Genomic DNA, 17,088 nt, shown 5'->3' on the forward strand with positions numbered 1-17,088 from the left:
GTCGCGCGATGGATCATGGAAGCATGCCAGTCGTCGAAGCCGCGGTCGTGGTGCTGGTACCGCCGGATGTGGCGTTCGCGGTGTCCCAGACCACCGCACCGCTCCGGTACCGATGGGACCCCTTCGTACGCGAACAGCGGCTGCTCGACGGCGCCACCAGGCCCGGCAAGGGCGTACGGACGTTCACCAGGTCCCGCCACGGCCTCACCATGATCAGCCAGTACGTGTCGTTCGCCCCACCGACCAACGTCGGCATGAAAATGCTCCGAGGCCCCTGGTTCTTCGAGATGTTCGCCGGAGGATGGCGGTTCGCCGCGGCCGAGGGAACCCCCGGCCACACCGTCGCGACATGGCGGTACAGCTTCCGCTGCCGCCCCGCGCTTCTGCGTCCGGTGGCCGAGCGCCTCGGCCGCCGGCTGCTCCAACACGACATCAACCGGCGGATCCGCGCCTACGCGCGCGGCTGTACCGACCCGGTCGTCCTGGCAGCGGCGACGCAGGCGCTGAAGGACACCCACGGAACCCGGGGTGATGGCGCGAGTACGCCGCCTTGACGGCGGCGTCCTCGTCGGCAGCGGATGAGTCAGGCCGGCTCCACCGCGGCGGCCGGCTCCTCGGTCGCATCGGCCCCGCCCTGCGCGGGCCGCCCGCCCGGGTGGGCGAGCGACACGAGGAAGGAAATTCCCAGGGCGATCGCCATCCCGCCCAGGACCCAGCCGGTGGCGACCGCGAAGTCGTGCCGGATGGTGTCGGCCACCGCGGCCGGGATGGTGCCGCCGCTGCCGCCCCGTTGCCCGCCCGCCGAGTCGGCGAGGCTCTCGGCCTGTGTCCGCGGCACCCCGAGGCCGACCAGCGAGGACACCAGCCGGTGGGCGAAGACCGTCGACAGGACCGTGCCGAGCACCGCGACCCCGAGCGCCGAGGCGTAGTTGCGCACGGTCTGGGTGATGCCGGTGACCTCGCCGTACGAGGCGCCGATCGCCCGGTTGACCGCGTCGGTGCTGGCCGGTCCGAGCAGGAGGCCGATCCCGGCACCGGCGATGACGATGTAGGGCCACTGCGCTCCCAGGCTGAGGTCGGTGATCTTCCAGGCCCACAGCGCGAAGCCGATGGCCGCCACCGCCGACCCGGCGATCACCGGTAGCCGGGCGCCGCGCGCGTCCAGCAGCCGGCCGCCGACCTGTGCCGCCGGGGCGAAGCCGCCGAAGAAGACGAGCAGGTAGAGGCCGGCCTCGTTGGCGTCGAAGCCGAGCGAGAACTGGGCGTACACGCTGGCGAAGAAGAACACCGGGATGAACGCGATCATCGCGAGGAACAGCACCGCGTTGTCGACGACGAAGGCACGATCGCGGAAGATCCGTACCTTGATCAGCGGGCTGCTGGTACGGGCCTCGACGACCACGAAGGCCACGATGACGGCCAGGCCGCCGACGATGCACAGCCAGGTGCCGGGGTTGCCCCAGCCCCATACCGGGGCCTGCTCGAAGCCGAGTACGGACAAGCCCATGCCGGCCGCGGCGAGCAGGGCGCCGATGTAGTCGATCCGTTCCCGGCGCCGGGTCGGCGCGATGTGCGCGACGGCCAGCAGGATGAGCGCCAGCACGGCGATCGGCACGTTGATCCAGAAGATCGCCCGCCAGGTCCACTGGGTGAGGAAGCCGCCCGCGATCGGGCCGATCGCGGTCAGCCCGCCGCTGACCCCGAAGAAGATCGCCATCGCCCGGCCGCGCTCGCGGATCGGGAACGCCGAGACCACCACCGCGAGGGCGGCCGGGATCATGATCGCGCCGGAGACGCCCTGCGCCGCACGGAAGATGATGATCCACGCTTCGGCCGCGCCGTTGCTCGGGGTGAGCCCGCACAGCAGCGAGGACGCGGCGAATCCGAGGATGCCGATCGTCGCCATCCGGCGATGACCCAGCACGTCGGCGAGCCGGCCGCCGAAGGCGAAGGTCGCCGCCAGGGCCAGCAGGTAGGCGTTGATGACCCAGCGTGAGCCCTCCGCGCTCAGCGACAGCTCGGACTGGATGTTCGGGGCGGCGATCGCCACGATGGTCTGGTCGATGAAGGTCATCGCCACCGCGAGGAGCATCGCGATGAGAGCGATGTTCTTCGATCTGGTGGCGGGCGCGTCAGGCTGAGGCATGCGTCGATCGTTGCATCGTCAGTGGCCTGCGGATATCCGTCGAGGACCCGACCCGGTTGTCCATCGGACGACGGACAGGCCGGGGCACCCGCCGCGCTGCCTCGGTCATGAGACGAAGTACGCGCACGACATCCGGGCGAGCTGCGGGTCGCCGGGTTCGGGGTTGCGAACGCGGTGGACGGTGGCCGGCCAGCGCCGGCCGCTGCGGTCCTCCATCTCCTGGCCGGTGTGCACGATGAGTTCGTTGCCGGCGTCATGCACCTCGGCCCAGCCGTCGGGACCCTCGATCTGCAGGCCCGGCAGCGATGCCGGGGCGAGGATCGTCAGGGCGTTCAGGTCCTTGTGCGCGGGTGACCGCGGCGTCCCCCGCTGGGCCCGTTGCCGCACCATCGCCGAGTCGATGTCGCCCTCGAACGGGGGGTAGCGCATGACGCGCAGGCACCCTCGATCGGTACGGCGCAGCAGCCTCGGGCCGCCCCGCGCCGCGATCTGCTCGCCGATCTTCCGGGCGACCGGGGCGAGCAGGGCGATCAGTGCGTCGGTCTGGTCGCACAGCGCCTGGGGCAGGCGTACGCCTCTGCGGTAGTAGTAGCTGTCCTTCATCTCGGCGGTGAATGCCGGTTGCAACGGGAGGAAGCCGATCGGCCGGTGCCGGTTGCCGGGCAGGGTTTTCCGCAGCGGGCCGGTCAACGTCCGCTCCCACGCCGCGTAGGTAACGTGCACCAACTCGACCTGGGCCGGGGTCAGGGGCAGGCGGAGGAAGGTGCGCGATTCCAGCTCGGCGGCCGCGGTGTCGGGGACGGGCACGGGCAGCGGTTCGGTTGTCACAGCGCCGCCACCGCCCGCGGCAGGTGCCGACCGTCGATCGGCCGCGCGTAGAGTCGCAACGCCAGCCCGTGCTCGCTCAGGGTGAATCCGGCGTAACCGGCCGGCAGGCGCAGGCGGCGGAATCGGGTCAACAGCGGGTCGGCGGCCCCGTCGAGCACCTCGGCCGCGCGCCGGGCGCCGGGCGCGGCGTGTTGAAGCTTGAGTCGCGGGCTGTCACCGGCGACCGCGAGCGAGAGCAGTCGGGGCCACCCGGCCGTCGCCGAGCGCCGGACGAGGTCGGGGATCGCGTCGACCACGCCGGGGGCGAGCCCGCCCGATCGAGCCGCCGCCATGGCGACGTCGACGAGCCGGGTGCCGCGCAGGGCAGCGACGTCGAAGTAGACCGATCGCTCGTCGGGACGTCCGGACCGCCAGCGCTCGGCGACCATCGTGGCGGGCACGGTGCCCGCGAGTCCGTGGTGCTCGTCCCGGCGCGCGGACCGGTACCAGGTGACGGCGCGCAGCTGATGTTGCGAGAGGTCACAGCGCACGAATCGAGGGCTCGGTCCGGACCACGGCCGGTTCCAGTGCCCGCCGATCCAGTGCACGAGAGGGGCTTGGTTTCCCGCTACCAGCACGCCCACGGCGCCGGTGTCCGAGGCGATACTGAGTTCCGCGGCGGCGACGCCGGCGAGCCGGTTCAGGATCTCGGTGTGGTTCACCAGTACAACACCCACCCCGCGGTGTCGCGGATTCCGTGCCCCTGCAACGTGATCCGCTGGTCGCCGGGCCACAGCCGCGGGACCGCTCCGATGCGGTGCAGGACCGACCGCATCTGCACCGCCATGACACCGACCTGGTAGGGATGGCGGGTCGGCGGCTTCGTCTCGGCGATCCGGCGGATGTCGCCGGCGCGGCCCATCCGGCGCCGGCGCCGGCTCTCCTCGACGGTGAAGTTCCAGTACTCCAGGGCCGCGCCCTCGTGCGGCAGCCGGATCGCCAGGGTGAAGGAGATGTGCTGCCTCGGGTGGACGATCTCCGCCGCCCACGGCAGCGCCTCGTACTGCAGGTCGAAGTGCTCGTTGGGCACTCCCCCGGTCGAGATGCCGAGCTCCTCGAAGATGTGGAAGCCGGGCAGGGCCGCCCTGCCGCTGTCGAACCGGGTGGGCGCACCGAGATGCTCGGCCAGCGCGGCGCCAACCGCGGTGTGCACGTCCCCGAAGTGCTCGGTGAGCAGCGCGTTCTGCGACTCGAACCGCTCGTGGTAAGCACGGACCGGATCGGCCGAGTGAGCGAGGTCGAGGTAGGTCGCCACGCCCAGGGTCCAGAAATGCTCGGCCCGCTCGATCCACCGCGGGCGCAGTGCCCGGACCCGGTCGGCCACGTCGGCCGCCCCGGCGGGGTCGAGCACCACGAGGTCGGCCATGACCGGGTTCACCAGTAGAGAAGCCATCGGTTCTCCTCGATCGCGAGCGCGTGACCCTGCAGAGTGATCCGCCGGCCGGCGTTTCCACCCGGGTAACAGGCCCGGCGGTGCAGGGTCCGACCGGTGTGCACGAACAGCTCGCCCAGCCGGTAGTCCTCGCGCTCGATGTACGGGCGCCCCGAGCCACCGCGGGAGAACTCGATCCCGCCCCCGGCCGGCGGCAGCTCGACGGGCAGGGTGAAGGTCCGGGTCGGCGTGTCCAGCCGGGTGGCCGGCCCCAGGTGCCGGAACTGCAGATCGAGGTGCAGGCGGTCACGGGCGGCGCCGGTCAGCGACCGGGCCAGGAACAGGTGGAAACCAGGCAGAGCCGTCGCCCCGGAAGCCAGCGTGCACGGCGCGTTCAGCTCGTCCTCCAGGGCCAGGCGGCAGCTCTCCAGCAGGTCCGGGAACTCCCCCGCGAGCAGCTCGTTGTCGGCGGCCGCGCGGTGGGCGTACCCGTCGAGGTTCCGCTGCGGGCCCACGTCGAGGTAGACCGAGGCACCCAGGCTGTAGAAGTCCCGGCCGCGCTCGCGCCAGCGAGGGCGCAGTGCGTCGATTCGTCCCACGACGTCGGCGCAGGCCCGCGAGGTCAACAGAGTGCGGCGTACGACCGGGGTGTCGTCCACGACGGCGCTCATGGCGCCAGCACCCGGCAGAGCGCTGCGGAGATGGCCCCGTCACAGCGGCGGTCGTACCAGTCGTAACCGGGCATCGGATTCGCCTCCAGGCACCACCAGCGGTCCTGTGCGTCGACGCGGAAGTCCCATCCGGTGAACGCCAGGCCCATCGTCTCGGCCGCCGACCGCATCCGTACGACCAGTTCGTCGGGGACCTCGACAGGTCGGTGAGTGATGTCGGCCCCGCGGGTCCGGTAGTCCACCACCGCGCCGTCGATCCGCTCGGCGAAGGCTTCCCCACCCACAAGATGCACGCGTACGTCGAAACCCTCGATCCGGCGTTGCAGGTGCACCGGCCCCTGGCTCGCGTCGAAGGAAGCGAAGCGGCCGGCGTCGACGAGTTGCGCCGCCCCCCGTACCCCGGTGATCGTCTTGACGATCACCGGTCCGTGCCGGTCGAGGAAGTCGAGGATGCGTTCGCGGTCGGACGTCGTCCGGCTGGGCGGGACCAGGAAACCCTGGCGGGCCAGCCACCATTCGTGCAACGGTTTGGAGCCGTTGTGCGCCTGCCCGCTGGGCCGGTTCACCACCGTGCCGCGGGCCGCGTCGAGGAAGGCCGTGAGGCCCATGACGAGGCGCGTCCAGGCCGGCCCCTCGTCCGGGTCGAGCACTGGCGAGAGGTCGACCACGCGTGCGTAGTAGCTCCCGTCGCCGGGCAGGTGATGCTCGACTCCCGCCCTGCTGCGCAGGTGGGCGACCCCGTTCCACCCGTCGAGCTCGAAGTGCCACGGATGGCGCACGACGGCGCGGAGGTTGACGAACTCGACGCGGTGACCCGCGGCGTGGGCGCGTTGGGCGAAGTGGACCGTGGTGGTGTCGGTGTCCGTGCCGATCACGTGAATGGTCACGGCAGCAACAGCTCCAGCAGCGTCGTGAAGACCTCGCGGAGGACGGGGCGGCACTCCTCGAGACCGGGGAACGGGTTGACCCGGGCCAGCACGGCCGGTCCGTCTCCGGCCGGGATCGCCCACGAGACGGTGGCGAACTGCAGTCCCAGCGCGGCCACGGCGGCCACGCTCTGCGCCTCGACGTCCCGTGGCCCGATGTCGGCCGTTGTCACGCGGAACCCGGCGGAGCCCACGACGACGACCTGTTCCCAGCCCTGGGTAGCGGTCCGCTCGCGGGACCGGCCGAACGTGATCCCGGCCGGGCTGTCGGAGACCGCGAACGAGCCGAGGTCTTGATGGAACCACCGATCGGGGTCGGGCGGGGGCCGGTCGTTCCAGAAATTCTCGCGCAGAACCGGGACCCGACCGGCCCGGCGTTCGGTCACGACGGCCGACAACACGCTCCGCGAGACGCCGCCCCACTCGTTCGGCCGGTTGACCACGGGCCGCGGCGACAGCGCTGCCGCGGACCAGAACGTGGAGTAACACTCGGTCCAGGCGAAGCGCTCGTCTTCGGTGGCGTCCGGCAGCGGGGGCCGAGCCGGCCGGACGAGGACGGACGGCGCCGGGTCGACGGTGACCTCGCAGCCGGCGATGTCGAGCGTCGTCCGGCGGGCCGCCACCGGCAGCCGGCACCGGTCGACCGCAACGCCGCGGGCGGTGGCGAACGAGGAGAACGCATGGCCGAACGGGTCGTCGGCCTCGTCCACGATCAGCAGGTCGATCGGGCGGTCCGCGCGGCCCGGCTCGGCCGACGGGCGGGCAGCTGTCGTCTCGGGCACGGAACCTCCTGCGGCGGGTTCAGATGATCGGTTGGCTCAGCAACGCCGTCAGCCGGGCCTCATGGAGGTCCTGGATCTGCTCGGTGATGTCCACCGGGATCGTCACGAAGTCGAGGTCGTGGATGATCAGCTCGTTCTCCGCGGCGAGGAGTTTGTCGCCGTCGATCCCTTCTTTCGAGCCGTCCTTGCTGCCGTCCTTGGAATGACCCTTGTCCGACGTGTCCTTGCCTTTGTCGGAGGTTTCCTTACCGCCTTTGTCGGAGCTTTCCTTACCGCCTTTGTCGCCGCCGTCCTTCCCGCCGTCCTTGTCCTTGATCTTGTCGTTGCTTCCGCCGTCCTTCGCGCCGTCCTTCTTGTCCCAGAAGCCGGCCTCGCCGGCGTCCTTCGCGCCGTCCTTGCCGTCTTTCTTGGTCGACCCGAGGTCCAATCCGTTCGCGATGAGATCATCGACGACCACGGCGATGCGGTCGCTGTTCTCCCGGGCGAGCCGGCCCAGCACGTCGACGCGCTCGGCCGCGCTGATGAACGGGCGTACGTCCTCCGTGCTCACGGCTGGAACCGCCCTTCCTCGCCGAGCAGCAACCTCAGCAGGTTGCCGACGTTGACGCCGTTGACCACCAGATGGTCCACGTCGCAGTTGATCAGCTCCACGCCCCGCATGCTGCAACCGGTGAAGGTGGCGCCGTCGAAGTCCCCCTCGTCGAACGCCGCCCCCTCGAAGCTGGACGCGTGGATCCGCGTGTTGAACGCCTCGATCTGCGTCATCACCGAATGCGAGAAGTCAACGTTGACGAACGTCGAACTGGCCGCGTTACCATTCGCCAGCAACATATTCGGGCGCAGAACGCGATCCTCGCCCTCGTTCTCTTGGACAACGGCGAACGTCCTCGGAGGATCCGGCTCACTGCGCGATGGTTCCGGCATAACCAACCTCGACTCGAAGTGCGACACGGCTCGATGCGGGCACCAGACTCAGAAAGGCTATGCACCGGGCGGTCCCGCGAGCAAGAACGGCTGTCCACATTAACCTGTCCCTTCGTCGGGGCGCCCCTGGATGATCGGCCGGTGTGTCTGGTGGTTCGGCCGGCCGGGACGACTCGGAATCCGCCGATCGGTCGTTCCGGCAACCTCGCGGCCGGGCATCGTCGCGGTGGCACGAAGGCCGAACTGACGAAGGGTATGAAGAGCAGCGGAAGGGAGGCGGACGCGCCGGGGTCGGCTCGTCCGTGGGGTCAGGCTGGGGTCAGATGTCGAGGTCCTCGATCGTCGGTTCCCCGACCGCGTCGAGGACCAGCTCGAAGAGCTCGGTCGGGATGAGTTCGCGCAGCGCGTCGAGATCGTCGGCGAGGCGCAGGCTGGAGTCGGCGGGGATGCGCGTCCAGGTCTGGTCGGCGCTCCAGTCGCCGACCCAGGCCCGCCAGCCGGTGCGGTACTTCTCGGCGTCGGGTCCGGTGTTCACGTGGGCCTCGGAGCGCTCGAGGTGGACGACGTACTTCTCGGTGCGGGTGCGGTAGACCCGGTAGGTCTGGTCGCGTTCGTTGCCGGTCTGTTCCATCTCGGCCAGCAGCAGGCCGGAGAATCGCTGTTTGCGGCCGAGCCCGGGCCCGACGCGCACGATCACCTCGGCGTAGCCGTGTTGCTTGCCCTCCTCGACGTCGACGTAGCGGCGCAGGGCGGCGGCGATGGCCGTGGACAGTTTGCCCCCGGCGAGTTCCTGGGCGCGTTGGAACAGCGGCAGGTCGTCGTCGGACACGTAAATGGTCTTGTTGGGCACCGGCCCAATATACGCACACCTATACGTACACGCAATCAGTCGGCATCAGCGTAGGTCGGCGAGCCCTTGATCAGGCCGTCGACGAAGGCAGCCACATCAGCGCCGGTCACGTCGAGGACCCGCCGGCCGGCCGCGGCGCCCTCCTCGAAGAAGTCGAGCAGACCCGGAAGGACGCCACCGTCGATCAGGTCGACCGGGCCGACCTTGAACAGATAGCGCTGGATCTCGTCGTAGACGATCCGATAGTCGGGCGGGAGTGCCTTGACCCGGGCGACGTGCGCCCGCCACTGCTTCTTGCCCTCGATCAGGTCTCGAACACCCATGTCAGCCTCCCAGCCGGGCCAGTTTGCGAGCGACGTTGCGGTTCAGCTGCTCGCGCCAGCGGTCGCGGTAGTTCCCGGCGCCCGCCTCGCCGGCCAGGGCCGCCGAGAAGCCGGCGATGTCGTCGCCGATCACCTCATGAACGCCCTGCCCCTCGGCCGAGGCTTCCTCGAGCAGCCCCAGCGCCGCATCGGCGATCGGCGTCAGGTTGCGCCCGGTGAAGCTTCCGTGCGAGAAAAGGTGCGTGCCGATCTGCTCCCACGCGACCCGATGATCGGCCGGTAGCGCCTGCGCCCGAGCCTCGAACGCCTTCCAGTCCCGGGTCAGATCACTACCCGTGATGGCTTCCCAGAAGCTCATGCGTCACCCTCCTTGAGTTTGTCGATCCGCGACGAGACGTACCGCCATTTGGTCCAGAACGTCGCGAGGTTCTGGCGACCGGCGTCGGTGAGCGCATAGAACTTGCGCGGCGGGCCCACTTCGGACGGCCGCTTCGTCACCTGGACGAGCTGGTTGCGTTCCAGGCGCAGCAGAATCGTGTAGACCGTGCCGTCGATGACGTCGGTGAAGCCGAGGTCGTTCAGCCGGCGCGTGATGGCGTACCCGTAGGTCTCCTCGCGGCTGATGATCTCGAGCACGCAGCCTTCGAGCGTGCCCTTCAACATCTCCGTCAGATCATCCACCGCGAGCCCCACGATCCGATACTCAGTAGCACCAGGTAATCAGTACTCAGTAGCACCAGGTACCGGTACACGGTATCACCGAGTACCGGTATTCGGTAGTACCGGATACCGGGCCGATCAGGGGCGGAACCGGTAGCCTATGCCGGGCTCGGGCCCGTCCGACGGTCACGGTGGAACCCTGGTCGTCCGGCTGGTGGCCGCGCCGGGTGACCGCGCGGATGCGGGGCCGGCCGCCGGATCAGCTCTGTCAACGTCGCCCACCGGGGCTGCCTCGTGGGCGTTGCATGGATCCGTTGTCCGTTGGCGCCGGGCCCGGGTGCGAACTCGCCGGGGCGGCCGCCGCCGGCAGGTCCAGCCGGAAGCACGCGCCCGCCGGGCGGTCGACGTAGGTCAGGTCGCCGCCGTGCGCCCGGGCCAGGCCGCGGGCGATCGGCAGGCCCAGGCCGGCGCCGCCGGTGTTGCGCGACCGCGAGGCGTCGCCGCGGCCGAAGCGTTCGAAGATCACGTCGCGTTCCCCGGGTGGGACCCCGGGACCGGTGTCGCCGACGGTGAGGACGGCGCGGCCGTCCCGGCGTTCGGCGGTGACGGTCACACTGCCGCCGGCCGGGGTGGCATGGCGGGCGTTGTCGAGCAGGTTGCCGAGAATCTGGCCGAGCCGTAGCGGGTCGCCGACCACGGGACATTGCTCGTCCCCCTCGACCAGGAAGGTCAGTGCGGGGGCCAGGGCCTGCGCCCGGGCGGTCTCGGTCCGGGCGATCTCGATCAGGTCCAGACGTTCCTGGGCCAGGTCGATGCCCTCACCGGCACGGGTCATGGTGAGCAGATCGTCGACCAGCCGCGCGGCCCGGCGGCTCTCCCGGACCAGGGCGACCGCCACGCGTTCCCGCTCGGCACGGTCCGGGTTCTCGCGCAGCAACAGCTCGGCGTTGGCCTGCAGACCGGCCATCGGCGTACGCAGCTCGTGGGAGGCGTCGGCCAGGAACGTCCGCATCCGGGTCTCCGCCGCCTCCAACTCGTCGAGCATGGCGTCGAAGGCCGCCGCCATGCGGCGCAGCTCCGAGTCGGGGCCGGCGGTGCCGAGGCGCCGGCCCCGGTCCCCGGCGGCGATCTGGCGGGCCAGCGTGGTCATCTGCTCCAGCGGGCGCAGCGCGGTGCGCGACAAACGGGCCGCGGCCAGCCCGGCCAGTAACAGCGCGACCGCCCCGCCGATGATCTGCAGAACGACGAGCCGGGCCAGCGCCTCGGTGATCTGGGTGGTGTCCAGGCTGAGCGTCAGCACCTGGGCGCCGTTCAGCTGGGTACGCACGAACAGCACGCTGCCGGCGGTCTCGACGGGCACGTCGGCGTTCGCCCGGACCGGCTTGGGTCGCGGACCCCTCGGGTCACCCGCTCCCGGCCGGGGCGGCGCGGGATTGGGTACGGTCGTGGCACATCCCGACCCGTCCGTGCGGCACAACTGCACGGTGACGCCGTCGCCGCCCAGCCGGTCCACCAACTGTTCCGCACTGAGCTGCCCGTCGAGCTGCTGGGCGAGACCGACCCGGTCGGTCAGCCGCGTTCGCGCGTCGTCGTGCAGCCGGTCGGACAGGGCCAGGTCGACGACGACGAACAGCACCACGAGCACCGAGGTGAGCAGGGCGAGCACGATCCACGCGACCCGGGCGCGCAACGACGCCGGCCGCAGCCGGGCCGTCCACCGGCGGATCACGGCCGCAACACGTAACCCAGGCCGCGGGCGGTGTGGATCAGCCGCGGCCCGTGCTGCTCCAGCTTGCGGCGCAGAGCGCTGACGTGCACCTCGACCAGGTTGGGGTCGTACTCCTCGTAGCCCCACACCTGGGTCAGCAGCTGGGTTTTGGACAGGATCCGGCCGCGGTGCGCGATCAGGTACGCCAGGATGCGGAACTCCGTGCCGGTCAGGTCCAGTGTCGTCCCGGCCCGGACGGCAACCTTGGCCTCCTCGTCCACGATCAGATCGCCGACCTGCACGGTGGCCGGCACCCGGCCGAGGCGCCGGAGGATGGCCGTGACCCGGGCGAGGACCTCGACGATCGCGAACGGTTTGACCACGTAGTCGTCGGCACCGGCGTCGAAACCCCGGATCCGGTCGGTGAGCGCGTCGCGGGCGGTGAGCATCAGCACCGCGCAGTCGCTGCGATCCCGCAGTACCCGGGTCAGGGCGTACCCGTCGCGGCCACCCGGCAGGTTCAGGTCGAGCAGGGCCACATCCGGGCGGAACGCATCGACCAGGCCCTCGAATCCGGCGCCGTCCGCGCACTCGTGCACCTGGTGACCCGCGCTGCGCAGCGCCGTGGCCAGCGGGGCGCGTATCGATTCCTCGTCCTCGACCACCAGCACTCTCGCAACCATGTGCCCAGTATTCGCGGTCGCCTGAAGGCTTCCTGAAGAAGTGACCGGCCTTCAGGCCCGCTTCAGATCCGGCTCACAGGGTGGTGCCAGCGGGCCGGGTCACGCGGCCCCGGAAATCGAGCAGGAGAATCACGTGAAGCAAAGCGACCAGCCCACGATCATGCCGGGTCCGGCATCCGGTGTCCGGTCCCGCCGGGTCCGGCGGGCAGCGCTCGCCGTGGCCCTCGGCGGCGGCCTGGCGCTGGGGGCGACCGGCCTGGCCTACGCCGACGACAACTCGACCGCCCCGTCCGCTCCGCCCGCCCCGGCGGCCGTCCCGTCCGGCCCGACTGCCGTCCCGTCCGGTGCGGCACCGGCAGGCCCACCCGCCGGGCCGGAGGCCGACAACGTTCAACACCGGCCCCATCTGGACGGCACGGTGACGCAGCTCGGCTCCGGAAAAATCATGATCGTCGACCGCGAAGGCTTCACCCGGCAGATCAACATCAAGGCGGTCCCGGACGGGGTGGCGGTCGGTACCCGCGTCCACGCCGAGGGCACGGTGGACAAGGACGGCGTTTCCCTGGACGCGGCCGAGGTCGGCGTAGCCCCGCAACCCGGACCGGGCGGACGGGGCGGGCCGGGCGAGCGCGGCCCCCGCGACGGCGGTCCCCGCGGCGGCGCCCACCAGGATCCCCGGCCTCCGGCGCCCGAAGGAAGCGGCGCTCCCGCCGCCCCGGCCCCGGAGGGGAGCGCGGCCCCGACGGCCCCCGCGGCGCCGGTGCCCAGCGGCAGCGCTGCCGCCCCGGCGCCGACCACGACCAGCTGACCGCACTCCCCCGGGTCCGGTGCCTGCCGATCAGCTCTCGGCCGGCACCGGACCCGGCCTTCACCTCGTAGGCAGCCGGGCGAGGCGGCGCCGGGCGGCGGCGGTCCTACCCACCGAACCGGCGACGGGGGGCGATCGTGACGAGGGCGGATTCCGACGTCTGCACGCCGGCATCGGTGGCTGTGACGGTGACCCGAACGTGCCCGGTCCTGGCCGCGGTCAGGACTCCGGCCGGGGTGACGCTCGCTCCGGCGGTGTTGGTGTCCATCGGGGCGATCTGGAAGCTGTACGTCGTGGTGGGGTTGGCCGGGACCACGCTCGCGGCCAGCTTCGTCCCCGAGGTTGCCTGGCGGAGCGTGACTTCCCGGTCCCCGAAGTCGACCCGCGACGTGTAGGCGTTCGGGAACGCCGAGCCGGTGGCGTCGGGTACGCCGGAGGTCACCACCACCGGGAAGGTGGTCGACTTGCTCTCCCGGTCGGCGGTGGCCTTGGCCGTGATCAGGACGGCGCCGGTGGACACGGGCTTGACCGAGCCGCCGGCGTCGACCGTCGCGACCGCCGGGTCGGAGGAGGTGTACTGCACCCTGAGCGCCCGGTCGGAAAGATCCCAGAACGTCGTGTCGTGCTTGGTGACCGACAGTTGGGCGTTGATCCGGTTGTCGGGGGTGTCCAGGCTCAACTCGGTGGCGTCCGGCTGGGCCGAGACCACCTCGACGCCGGCCGTCCGGTGTCCGGTCACCCGCAGGCGCACCGGCTTCAGGTCCGCGTCGGCCGAGCTCGGGCCGGCCAGGATGGTCCAGTCGCCCGTGGGGAACACCTTCTTGTGCGTCACGTCGTCCCAGAACCACAGGTCACCGGCGCCGATGGTGACCTTTACCGTTTTCGGCGTCCCGGCGATCAGGCCGCTCTTGACGAAACCCTTCAGCTGCTTGAGCGGGCGCTGGTTCCCATCGGCTCCCTTCGGAGCTCTGGCGTACACCTCCACGACAGCCTTGCCCGGCTTGTCGGCGACCCGGTTCCACACCGGCACCGAGACCGTCACCGACTCGTCGGGAGTGATCCTCGAGGAGGACAGTCGCGGGGTGCCGTAGACGAACGGTGAATATGACAGACCTTGGCCGAACACATAGTGCGGGGCCGCGCAGCCGGGACCGACCTGGTAGTAGAGGTACGTCCGGCCGCACCTGGCGCCTTCCGCCTTGGTCATCCGGTAGTCCTCGATCGCGCGGTCCGGGGCGGCGGCCGGGCCGAGTTGTGCGTCGACGTCGGAGTACCAGGTCAGCGGCAGCTTGCCGGAGAAGTTGGCCACCGCGGTACGCCCGTCCTCGAGCGTCACCCTGTCGTTGAAGAGCAGCTCGGCCATGGCCTTGCCCTGGTACATGCCGTTGAAGGACGACCAGACGATCGCCCCTACGCTCGGCAGGTCCCGGAACGCGGTGACGTCGACCATGGTCTTGGCCTGGATCCACACCACGATCTTCTTGCCGTACTTCTGGGCGAGCGGGGCGATCGAGTCCCGGATCAGCTCGGCCTGCTTGCGTGGCATGGCGACCGTGGAGCGGTCCGCGCCCTCGCCGCCGTCGTTGTTGCGGTGACCGACGGCCACAACGACGTTGTCGGCCTGGGAGATCTGATATTCGGCGGTTGCCGCGTCCGCCACGGGATCGCAGGGGCTGCTGGCGCACACAGAGGTGGTGATCGCGGTGCCGTCGGCGTCGAGGACGTCCGGGAACACCGCGAGGTGGCTGGACAGGAACGGCGTGCTGGAGCCCTCGGTGAGGGCCGAGGCGGATGACCCCGTCCGCTCCGCCAACGCCTGGGCGAAGGTGGTGTTGACAGCGGTGGGCCCGGAGTAGGAGCCCGACTGGAACCGGTTCAGGGAGTCCACGTGCCCCAGGGCGACGGTCTTGCCGGTCGCCGCGCCCGCGAACGGGAGCGTTCGGCCGGCGTTCTTCAGCAGTACGGGCGCCTCCAGGGCGGATTCGTGCGCGACCGCACGATGCGCCGGCGAAGCCAGCTTGACGTCAGGATCACCGGCCGCCGACAGCGAGTAGGACTCGGTGTTCCACGGGACCGAGGCGACGGGATCGAACTCGCCCAGCTGGAACCGCGCGGTGAAGGCGCGGACGAGCGCCTTGTCGACGTCGGCCTCGCTGATGAAGCCTTGGCTCTGGGCCGCCGGGAGGCCGGTCGCCGTGGGGTAGTCACCGCCCGAGCAGTCGAGATCGGTGCCGGCCTTGAGTGCCCAGGCGTTGCCCAGGGTCTTGCTGATCTGCGTCTGACCGCCGAGTTGGACGGGGTGCCAGGAGTGTCCTGCCGTCCCGGTCGCGTGCACACGGGTGATCGCGTCGCAGTCCGAAACCACGTAACCGTCGAAGCCGTACGTCCTGCGCAGCATGGTCTCGATGGCGTACCGGCTCGCCGCGGCCGGTGTCCCGGGCGTACCGCCGGGGGTGGCATTGTCGCGAGGGCTCCACAGGGTCGGGTAGCTCGAGGCCGACGGGTAGTCCGTCGTGTAGTTCTCCACCTCGGACAAGGCGTTGTAGGCGACCATCAGCGACCGCGCGCCCGCCTTGCCGGCCGAGGCCGCGAAGGGCGGCAGGAAATACTCGTGCATCGAACGCTCGGTGAAGTTCGACGTGCCGAAGTCGCGATTGGCCTCGGAATTGTTGGCCAGGTAATGCTTCGGCGTGGCGACCGCCTGCACGTAGTCGTGCGCCGCGGTCGGAATCGTGTCGGGACGCGATGCGGTGTCGCCCTGCAAACCGGTCACGAACGCGCCGGCCACCTGACCGGCCAGGAAGGGATCCTCGGTGTACGACTCGTCCGCCCGCCCCCACCGGGGATCGCGGTTGAGGTTCTGGTTCGGCGACCAATAGGTCAAGCCGTGACAGGCGCCACCGACGGGGTCGGGTTTTGCGACCCCCGGCGGACAGGACGTGTTGTAGGTGACGCGGGCCTCGTCAGCGATACCGCCGGCGACCTCCTGGGTGATGGCCGGATTCCAGGTCGACGCGATCGAGGTGCTCTGCGGATACTGCGTGTAGTTTCCGTTGCCGGGGATGGTCGGGAAATAGATCCCGTGGTTCGCCTCTCCCCAGTATCCGTACGGCTTCACGCCGAGCCGGTCGATCGCCTTCGGTTTCGGCCGCCAGGTCGCGTGCGGCTGCATCGCGATGAGCTGGTCGTACTTCTCCTCCAGCGTCATCCGCGAGACCAGGTCCGCCGCACGGACGCTGAATGGCAGCGCGGTGTTCTTGTACGCCGGCGGGTCATCGGCGGACGCCGGCGTCGGCCGTCCGAACGCGGTGAGTCCGCCCGCCGCCACAGCGCACGCCAGCCCGAGCGCCAGGAACCCGCGCCCCCTCCCCCGCGAGAGCACAGAAGCGGTCCTCACCATTTGACGAGCTCCCTTGTCCAAGGCGGCGAACTCCGATCCCCGGTCCACGACGATGCCGGCAAGCAATAGATGATCGTCGATTGACAGCAGAACTATAACGGTTGGGCAAACGGTTTGGAAGGAGCCACCCCCGGCACTCCGGCCAGGCGGCCGCGCTACGACCGCCGCCGGCCAGGCCGCATCGGAGCACGCGCACAGATGGCGGGAACAGGTCGGACGCGATGGGAGGTCCGATCAAGCCGGACCGTCCTTGCCTCAGCTCGCGATGCCGATGATCTGTTTGACCGTGTGGGGTTGGCCGATCATCGCGAGCATGTGGTGGGCGACGTCGGCTCGCGGCACGGAGAATCCTCCTCGGATGTTGCGGTTGAGTGCGGTCCGGTACCGGCCGGTCAACGGCTTGTCGGTGAGTTTGGGCGGCCGGGAGACGGTCCATTCCAGGTCGCTGTCGCGCAGCAGTTGCTCGGTGACGGCGAGGTCCGCGTAGTGCCGGCTGAACACGGCGTGGGTCAGCGGGGCGCCCAGGTGGCGCATGAAGAAGCCGTCGCCGGGGTCGTGCCGGGGTGGCTCCGCTCGGCCGGGCACCGGCACCGGCCCCACCGGTGCGGCGCTGACGATGATGATCCGCCGGGCGTCGGCGGCCCGCATCGCGGCGATGATCGCGCGGGTGCCCTGGGAGGTGACGCCCGCTTCGGCGCGCGGGTTCCGGGGGCCGAGAGCCGACAGGACGGCATCGGCTCCGCGTACGGCCGAGGTCAGCGTGGGCAGGTCGGGCCGGGTGAGGTCGACGGCGACCGCGCGGACGTCGGTTGGCAGTTCCCGCGGGCGGCGGGCCACGGCGGTGACGTCGTGGCCGGCGGTGACCGCCTGCGCGACCAGGTGCCGTCCGATGCCGCCGGTGGCCGCGATGACAGTGAGTTTCACCGGCTTCCTCCGGCGGCGGGCATGTCGCGTCGGATCTCCTCGGC

At 70.7% G+C, this 17,088-nt stretch carries 19 protein-coding genes; 2 read left to right on the forward strand and 17 right to left on the reverse strand.

The window, feature by feature from the left end:
* Positions 1–23 precede the first annotated feature (23 nt).
* Positions 24–554, forward strand: coding sequence for an SRPBCC family protein (locus tag Afe05nite_RS24890; RefSeq protein ID WP_203819608.1), 531 nt, complete (start codon positions 24–26; stop codon positions 552–554).
* A 29-nt stretch (positions 555–583) separates the two neighbouring features.
* Here Afe05nite_RS24890 and Afe05nite_RS24895 read toward each other — a convergent pair whose 3' ends face one another.
* From Afe05nite_RS24895 to Afe05nite_RS24965, 15 genes are all read right to left on the reverse strand, one after another.
* Complete coding sequence (locus Afe05nite_RS24895) at positions 584–2,146, reverse strand: MFS transporter (RefSeq protein WP_203819609.1); 1,563 nt, start codon at positions 2,144–2,146, stop codon at positions 584–586.
* Positions 2,147–2,251: 105 nt separating this feature from the next.
* Positions 2,252–2,974 (reverse strand): 2OG-Fe(II) oxygenase family protein, encoded by a 723-nt coding sequence (locus Afe05nite_RS24900; protein WP_203819610.1) that lies wholly within the window; start codon positions 2,972–2,974, stop codon positions 2,252–2,254.
* A complete protein-coding gene (locus Afe05nite_RS24905) occupies positions 2,971–3,675 on the reverse strand; it encodes a hypothetical protein (RefSeq protein WP_203819611.1) in 705 nt (234 codons plus the stop codon). The genes Afe05nite_RS24900 and Afe05nite_RS24905 overlap by 4 nt, the downstream gene beginning before the upstream one ends.
* The gene (locus Afe05nite_RS24910) at positions 3,672–4,406 is read right to left on the reverse strand and encodes a hypothetical protein (RefSeq protein WP_203819612.1); all 735 of its coding nucleotides are present in this window, start codon (positions 4,404–4,406) and stop codon (positions 3,672–3,674) included. The genes Afe05nite_RS24905 and Afe05nite_RS24910 overlap by 4 nt, the downstream gene beginning before the upstream one ends.
* Entirely contained in the window at positions 4,388–5,056 is a 669-nt protein-coding gene (locus Afe05nite_RS24915; protein ID WP_203819613.1) for a hypothetical protein, read from the reverse strand. Before Afe05nite_RS24915 ends, Afe05nite_RS24910 begins: the two co-directional genes overlap by 19 nt.
* Positions 5,053–5,943: an ATP-grasp domain-containing protein gene (locus tag Afe05nite_RS24920; protein ID WP_203819614.1), complete on the reverse strand. Its 891-nt coding sequence runs from the start codon at positions 5,941–5,943 to the stop codon at positions 5,053–5,055. The genes Afe05nite_RS24915 and Afe05nite_RS24920 overlap by 4 nt, the downstream gene beginning before the upstream one ends.
* Entirely contained in the window at positions 5,940–6,764 is an 825-nt protein-coding gene (locus Afe05nite_RS24925; RefSeq protein WP_203819615.1) for a hypothetical protein, read from the reverse strand. Before Afe05nite_RS24925 ends, Afe05nite_RS24920 begins: the two co-directional genes overlap by 4 nt.
* 19 nt (positions 6,765–6,783) lie before the next feature.
* Entirely contained in the window at positions 6,784–7,314 is a 531-nt protein-coding gene (locus tag Afe05nite_RS24930) for a hypothetical protein (RefSeq protein WP_203819616.1), read from the reverse strand.
* Positions 7,311–7,529 (reverse strand): pentapeptide repeat-containing protein, encoded by a 219-nt coding sequence (locus tag Afe05nite_RS24935; RefSeq protein WP_203819617.1) that lies wholly within the window; start codon positions 7,527–7,529, stop codon positions 7,311–7,313. Before Afe05nite_RS24935 ends, Afe05nite_RS24930 begins: the two co-directional genes overlap by 4 nt.
* Positions 7,530–8,007: 478 nt before the next feature.
* A complete protein-coding gene (locus tag Afe05nite_RS24940) occupies positions 8,008–8,538 on the reverse strand; it encodes an EXLDI protein (protein ID WP_203819618.1) in 531 nt (176 codons plus the stop codon).
* Between the two features lie 35 nt (positions 8,539–8,573).
* Positions 8,574–8,861: a DUF1048 domain-containing protein gene (locus Afe05nite_RS24945; protein WP_203819619.1), complete on the reverse strand. Its 288-nt coding sequence runs from the start codon at positions 8,859–8,861 to the stop codon at positions 8,574–8,576.
* A gap of 1 nt (position 8,862) precedes the next feature.
* Positions 8,863–9,219, reverse strand: coding sequence for a DUF1048 domain-containing protein (locus Afe05nite_RS24950; protein WP_203819620.1), 357 nt, complete (start codon positions 9,217–9,219; stop codon positions 8,863–8,865).
* Complete coding sequence (locus Afe05nite_RS24955) at positions 9,216–9,554, reverse strand: PadR family transcriptional regulator (protein ID WP_275407505.1); 339 nt, start codon at positions 9,552–9,554, stop codon at positions 9,216–9,218. Before Afe05nite_RS24955 ends, Afe05nite_RS24950 begins: the two co-directional genes overlap by 4 nt.
* A 235-nt stretch (positions 9,555–9,789) precedes the next feature.
* Entirely contained in the window at positions 9,790–11,250 is a 1,461-nt protein-coding gene (locus tag Afe05nite_RS24960) for a sensor histidine kinase (protein WP_203819621.1), read from the reverse strand.
* Complete coding sequence (locus Afe05nite_RS24965) at positions 11,247–11,912, reverse strand: response regulator transcription factor (RefSeq protein ID WP_203819622.1); 666 nt, start codon at positions 11,910–11,912, stop codon at positions 11,247–11,249. The genes Afe05nite_RS24960 and Afe05nite_RS24965 overlap by 4 nt, the downstream gene beginning before the upstream one ends.
* 133 nt (positions 11,913–12,045) lie before the next feature.
* Between Afe05nite_RS24965 and Afe05nite_RS24970 the strand changes: the two genes are divergently transcribed.
* Entirely contained in the window at positions 12,046–12,720 is a 675-nt protein-coding gene (locus tag Afe05nite_RS24970) for a hypothetical protein (RefSeq protein ID WP_203819623.1), read from the forward strand.
* 106 nt (positions 12,721–12,826) lie between these two features.
* On the opposite strand, the gene Afe05nite_RS24975 is transcribed toward Afe05nite_RS24970, so the two are convergent.
* Together Afe05nite_RS24975 and Afe05nite_RS24980 are read right to left on the reverse strand one after the other, a co-directional pair.
* Positions 12,827–16,102 carry a glycoside hydrolase family 3 C-terminal domain-containing protein gene (locus tag Afe05nite_RS24975; protein ID WP_203819624.1) on the reverse strand — a complete coding sequence of 1,092 codons (3,276 nt, stop codon included), beginning with the start codon at positions 16,100–16,102 and terminating at the stop codon, positions 12,827–12,829.
* A gap of 273 nt (positions 16,103–16,375) precedes the next feature.
* Complete coding sequence (locus Afe05nite_RS24980; RefSeq protein ID WP_203819625.1) at positions 16,376–17,044, reverse strand: NAD(P)-dependent oxidoreductase; 669 nt, start codon at positions 17,042–17,044, stop codon at positions 16,376–16,378.
* Between the last annotated feature and the right edge of the window lie 44 nt (positions 17,045–17,088).

The sequence above is a fragment of the Paractinoplanes ferrugineus genome (assembly GCF_016862195.1).
GTDB classification, from domain to species: Bacteria; Actinomycetota; Actinomycetes; order Mycobacteriales; family Micromonosporaceae; genus Actinoplanes; species Actinoplanes ferrugineus.

What these genes read in the sequence shown, in the direction of transcription:
- Afe05nite_RS24890 (WP_203819608.1), top strand. Translation starts at nt 24, where the DNA reads ATGCCAGTCGTCGAAGCCGCGGTCGTGGTGCTGGTACCGCCGGATGTG.
- Afe05nite_RS24895 (WP_203819609.1), bottom strand. Translation starts at nt 2,146, where the DNA reads ATGCCTCAGCCTGACGCGCCCGCCACCAGATCGAAGAACATCGCTCTC.
- Afe05nite_RS24910 (WP_203819612.1), bottom strand. Translation starts at nt 4,406, where the DNA reads ATGGCTTCTCTACTGGTGAACCCGGTCATGGCCGACCTCGTGGTGCTC.
- Afe05nite_RS24915 (WP_203819613.1), bottom strand. Translation starts at nt 5,056, where the DNA reads ATGAGCGCCGTCGTGGACGACACCCCGGTCGTACGCCGCACTCTGTTG.
- Afe05nite_RS24935 (WP_203819617.1), bottom strand. Translation starts at nt 7,529, where the DNA reads ATGACGCAGATCGAGGCGTTCAACACGCGGATCCACGCGTCCAGCTTC.
- Afe05nite_RS24945 (WP_203819619.1), bottom strand. Translation starts at nt 8,861, where the DNA reads ATGGGTGTTCGAGACCTGATCGAGGGCAAGAAGCAGTGGCGGGCGCAC.
- Afe05nite_RS24950 (WP_203819620.1), bottom strand. Translation starts at nt 9,219, where the DNA reads ATGAGCTTCTGGGAAGCCATCACGGGTAGTGATCTGACCCGGGACTGG.
- Afe05nite_RS24965 (WP_203819622.1), bottom strand. Translation starts at nt 11,912, where the DNA reads ATGGTTGCGAGAGTGCTGGTGGTCGAGGACGAGGAATCGATACGCGCC.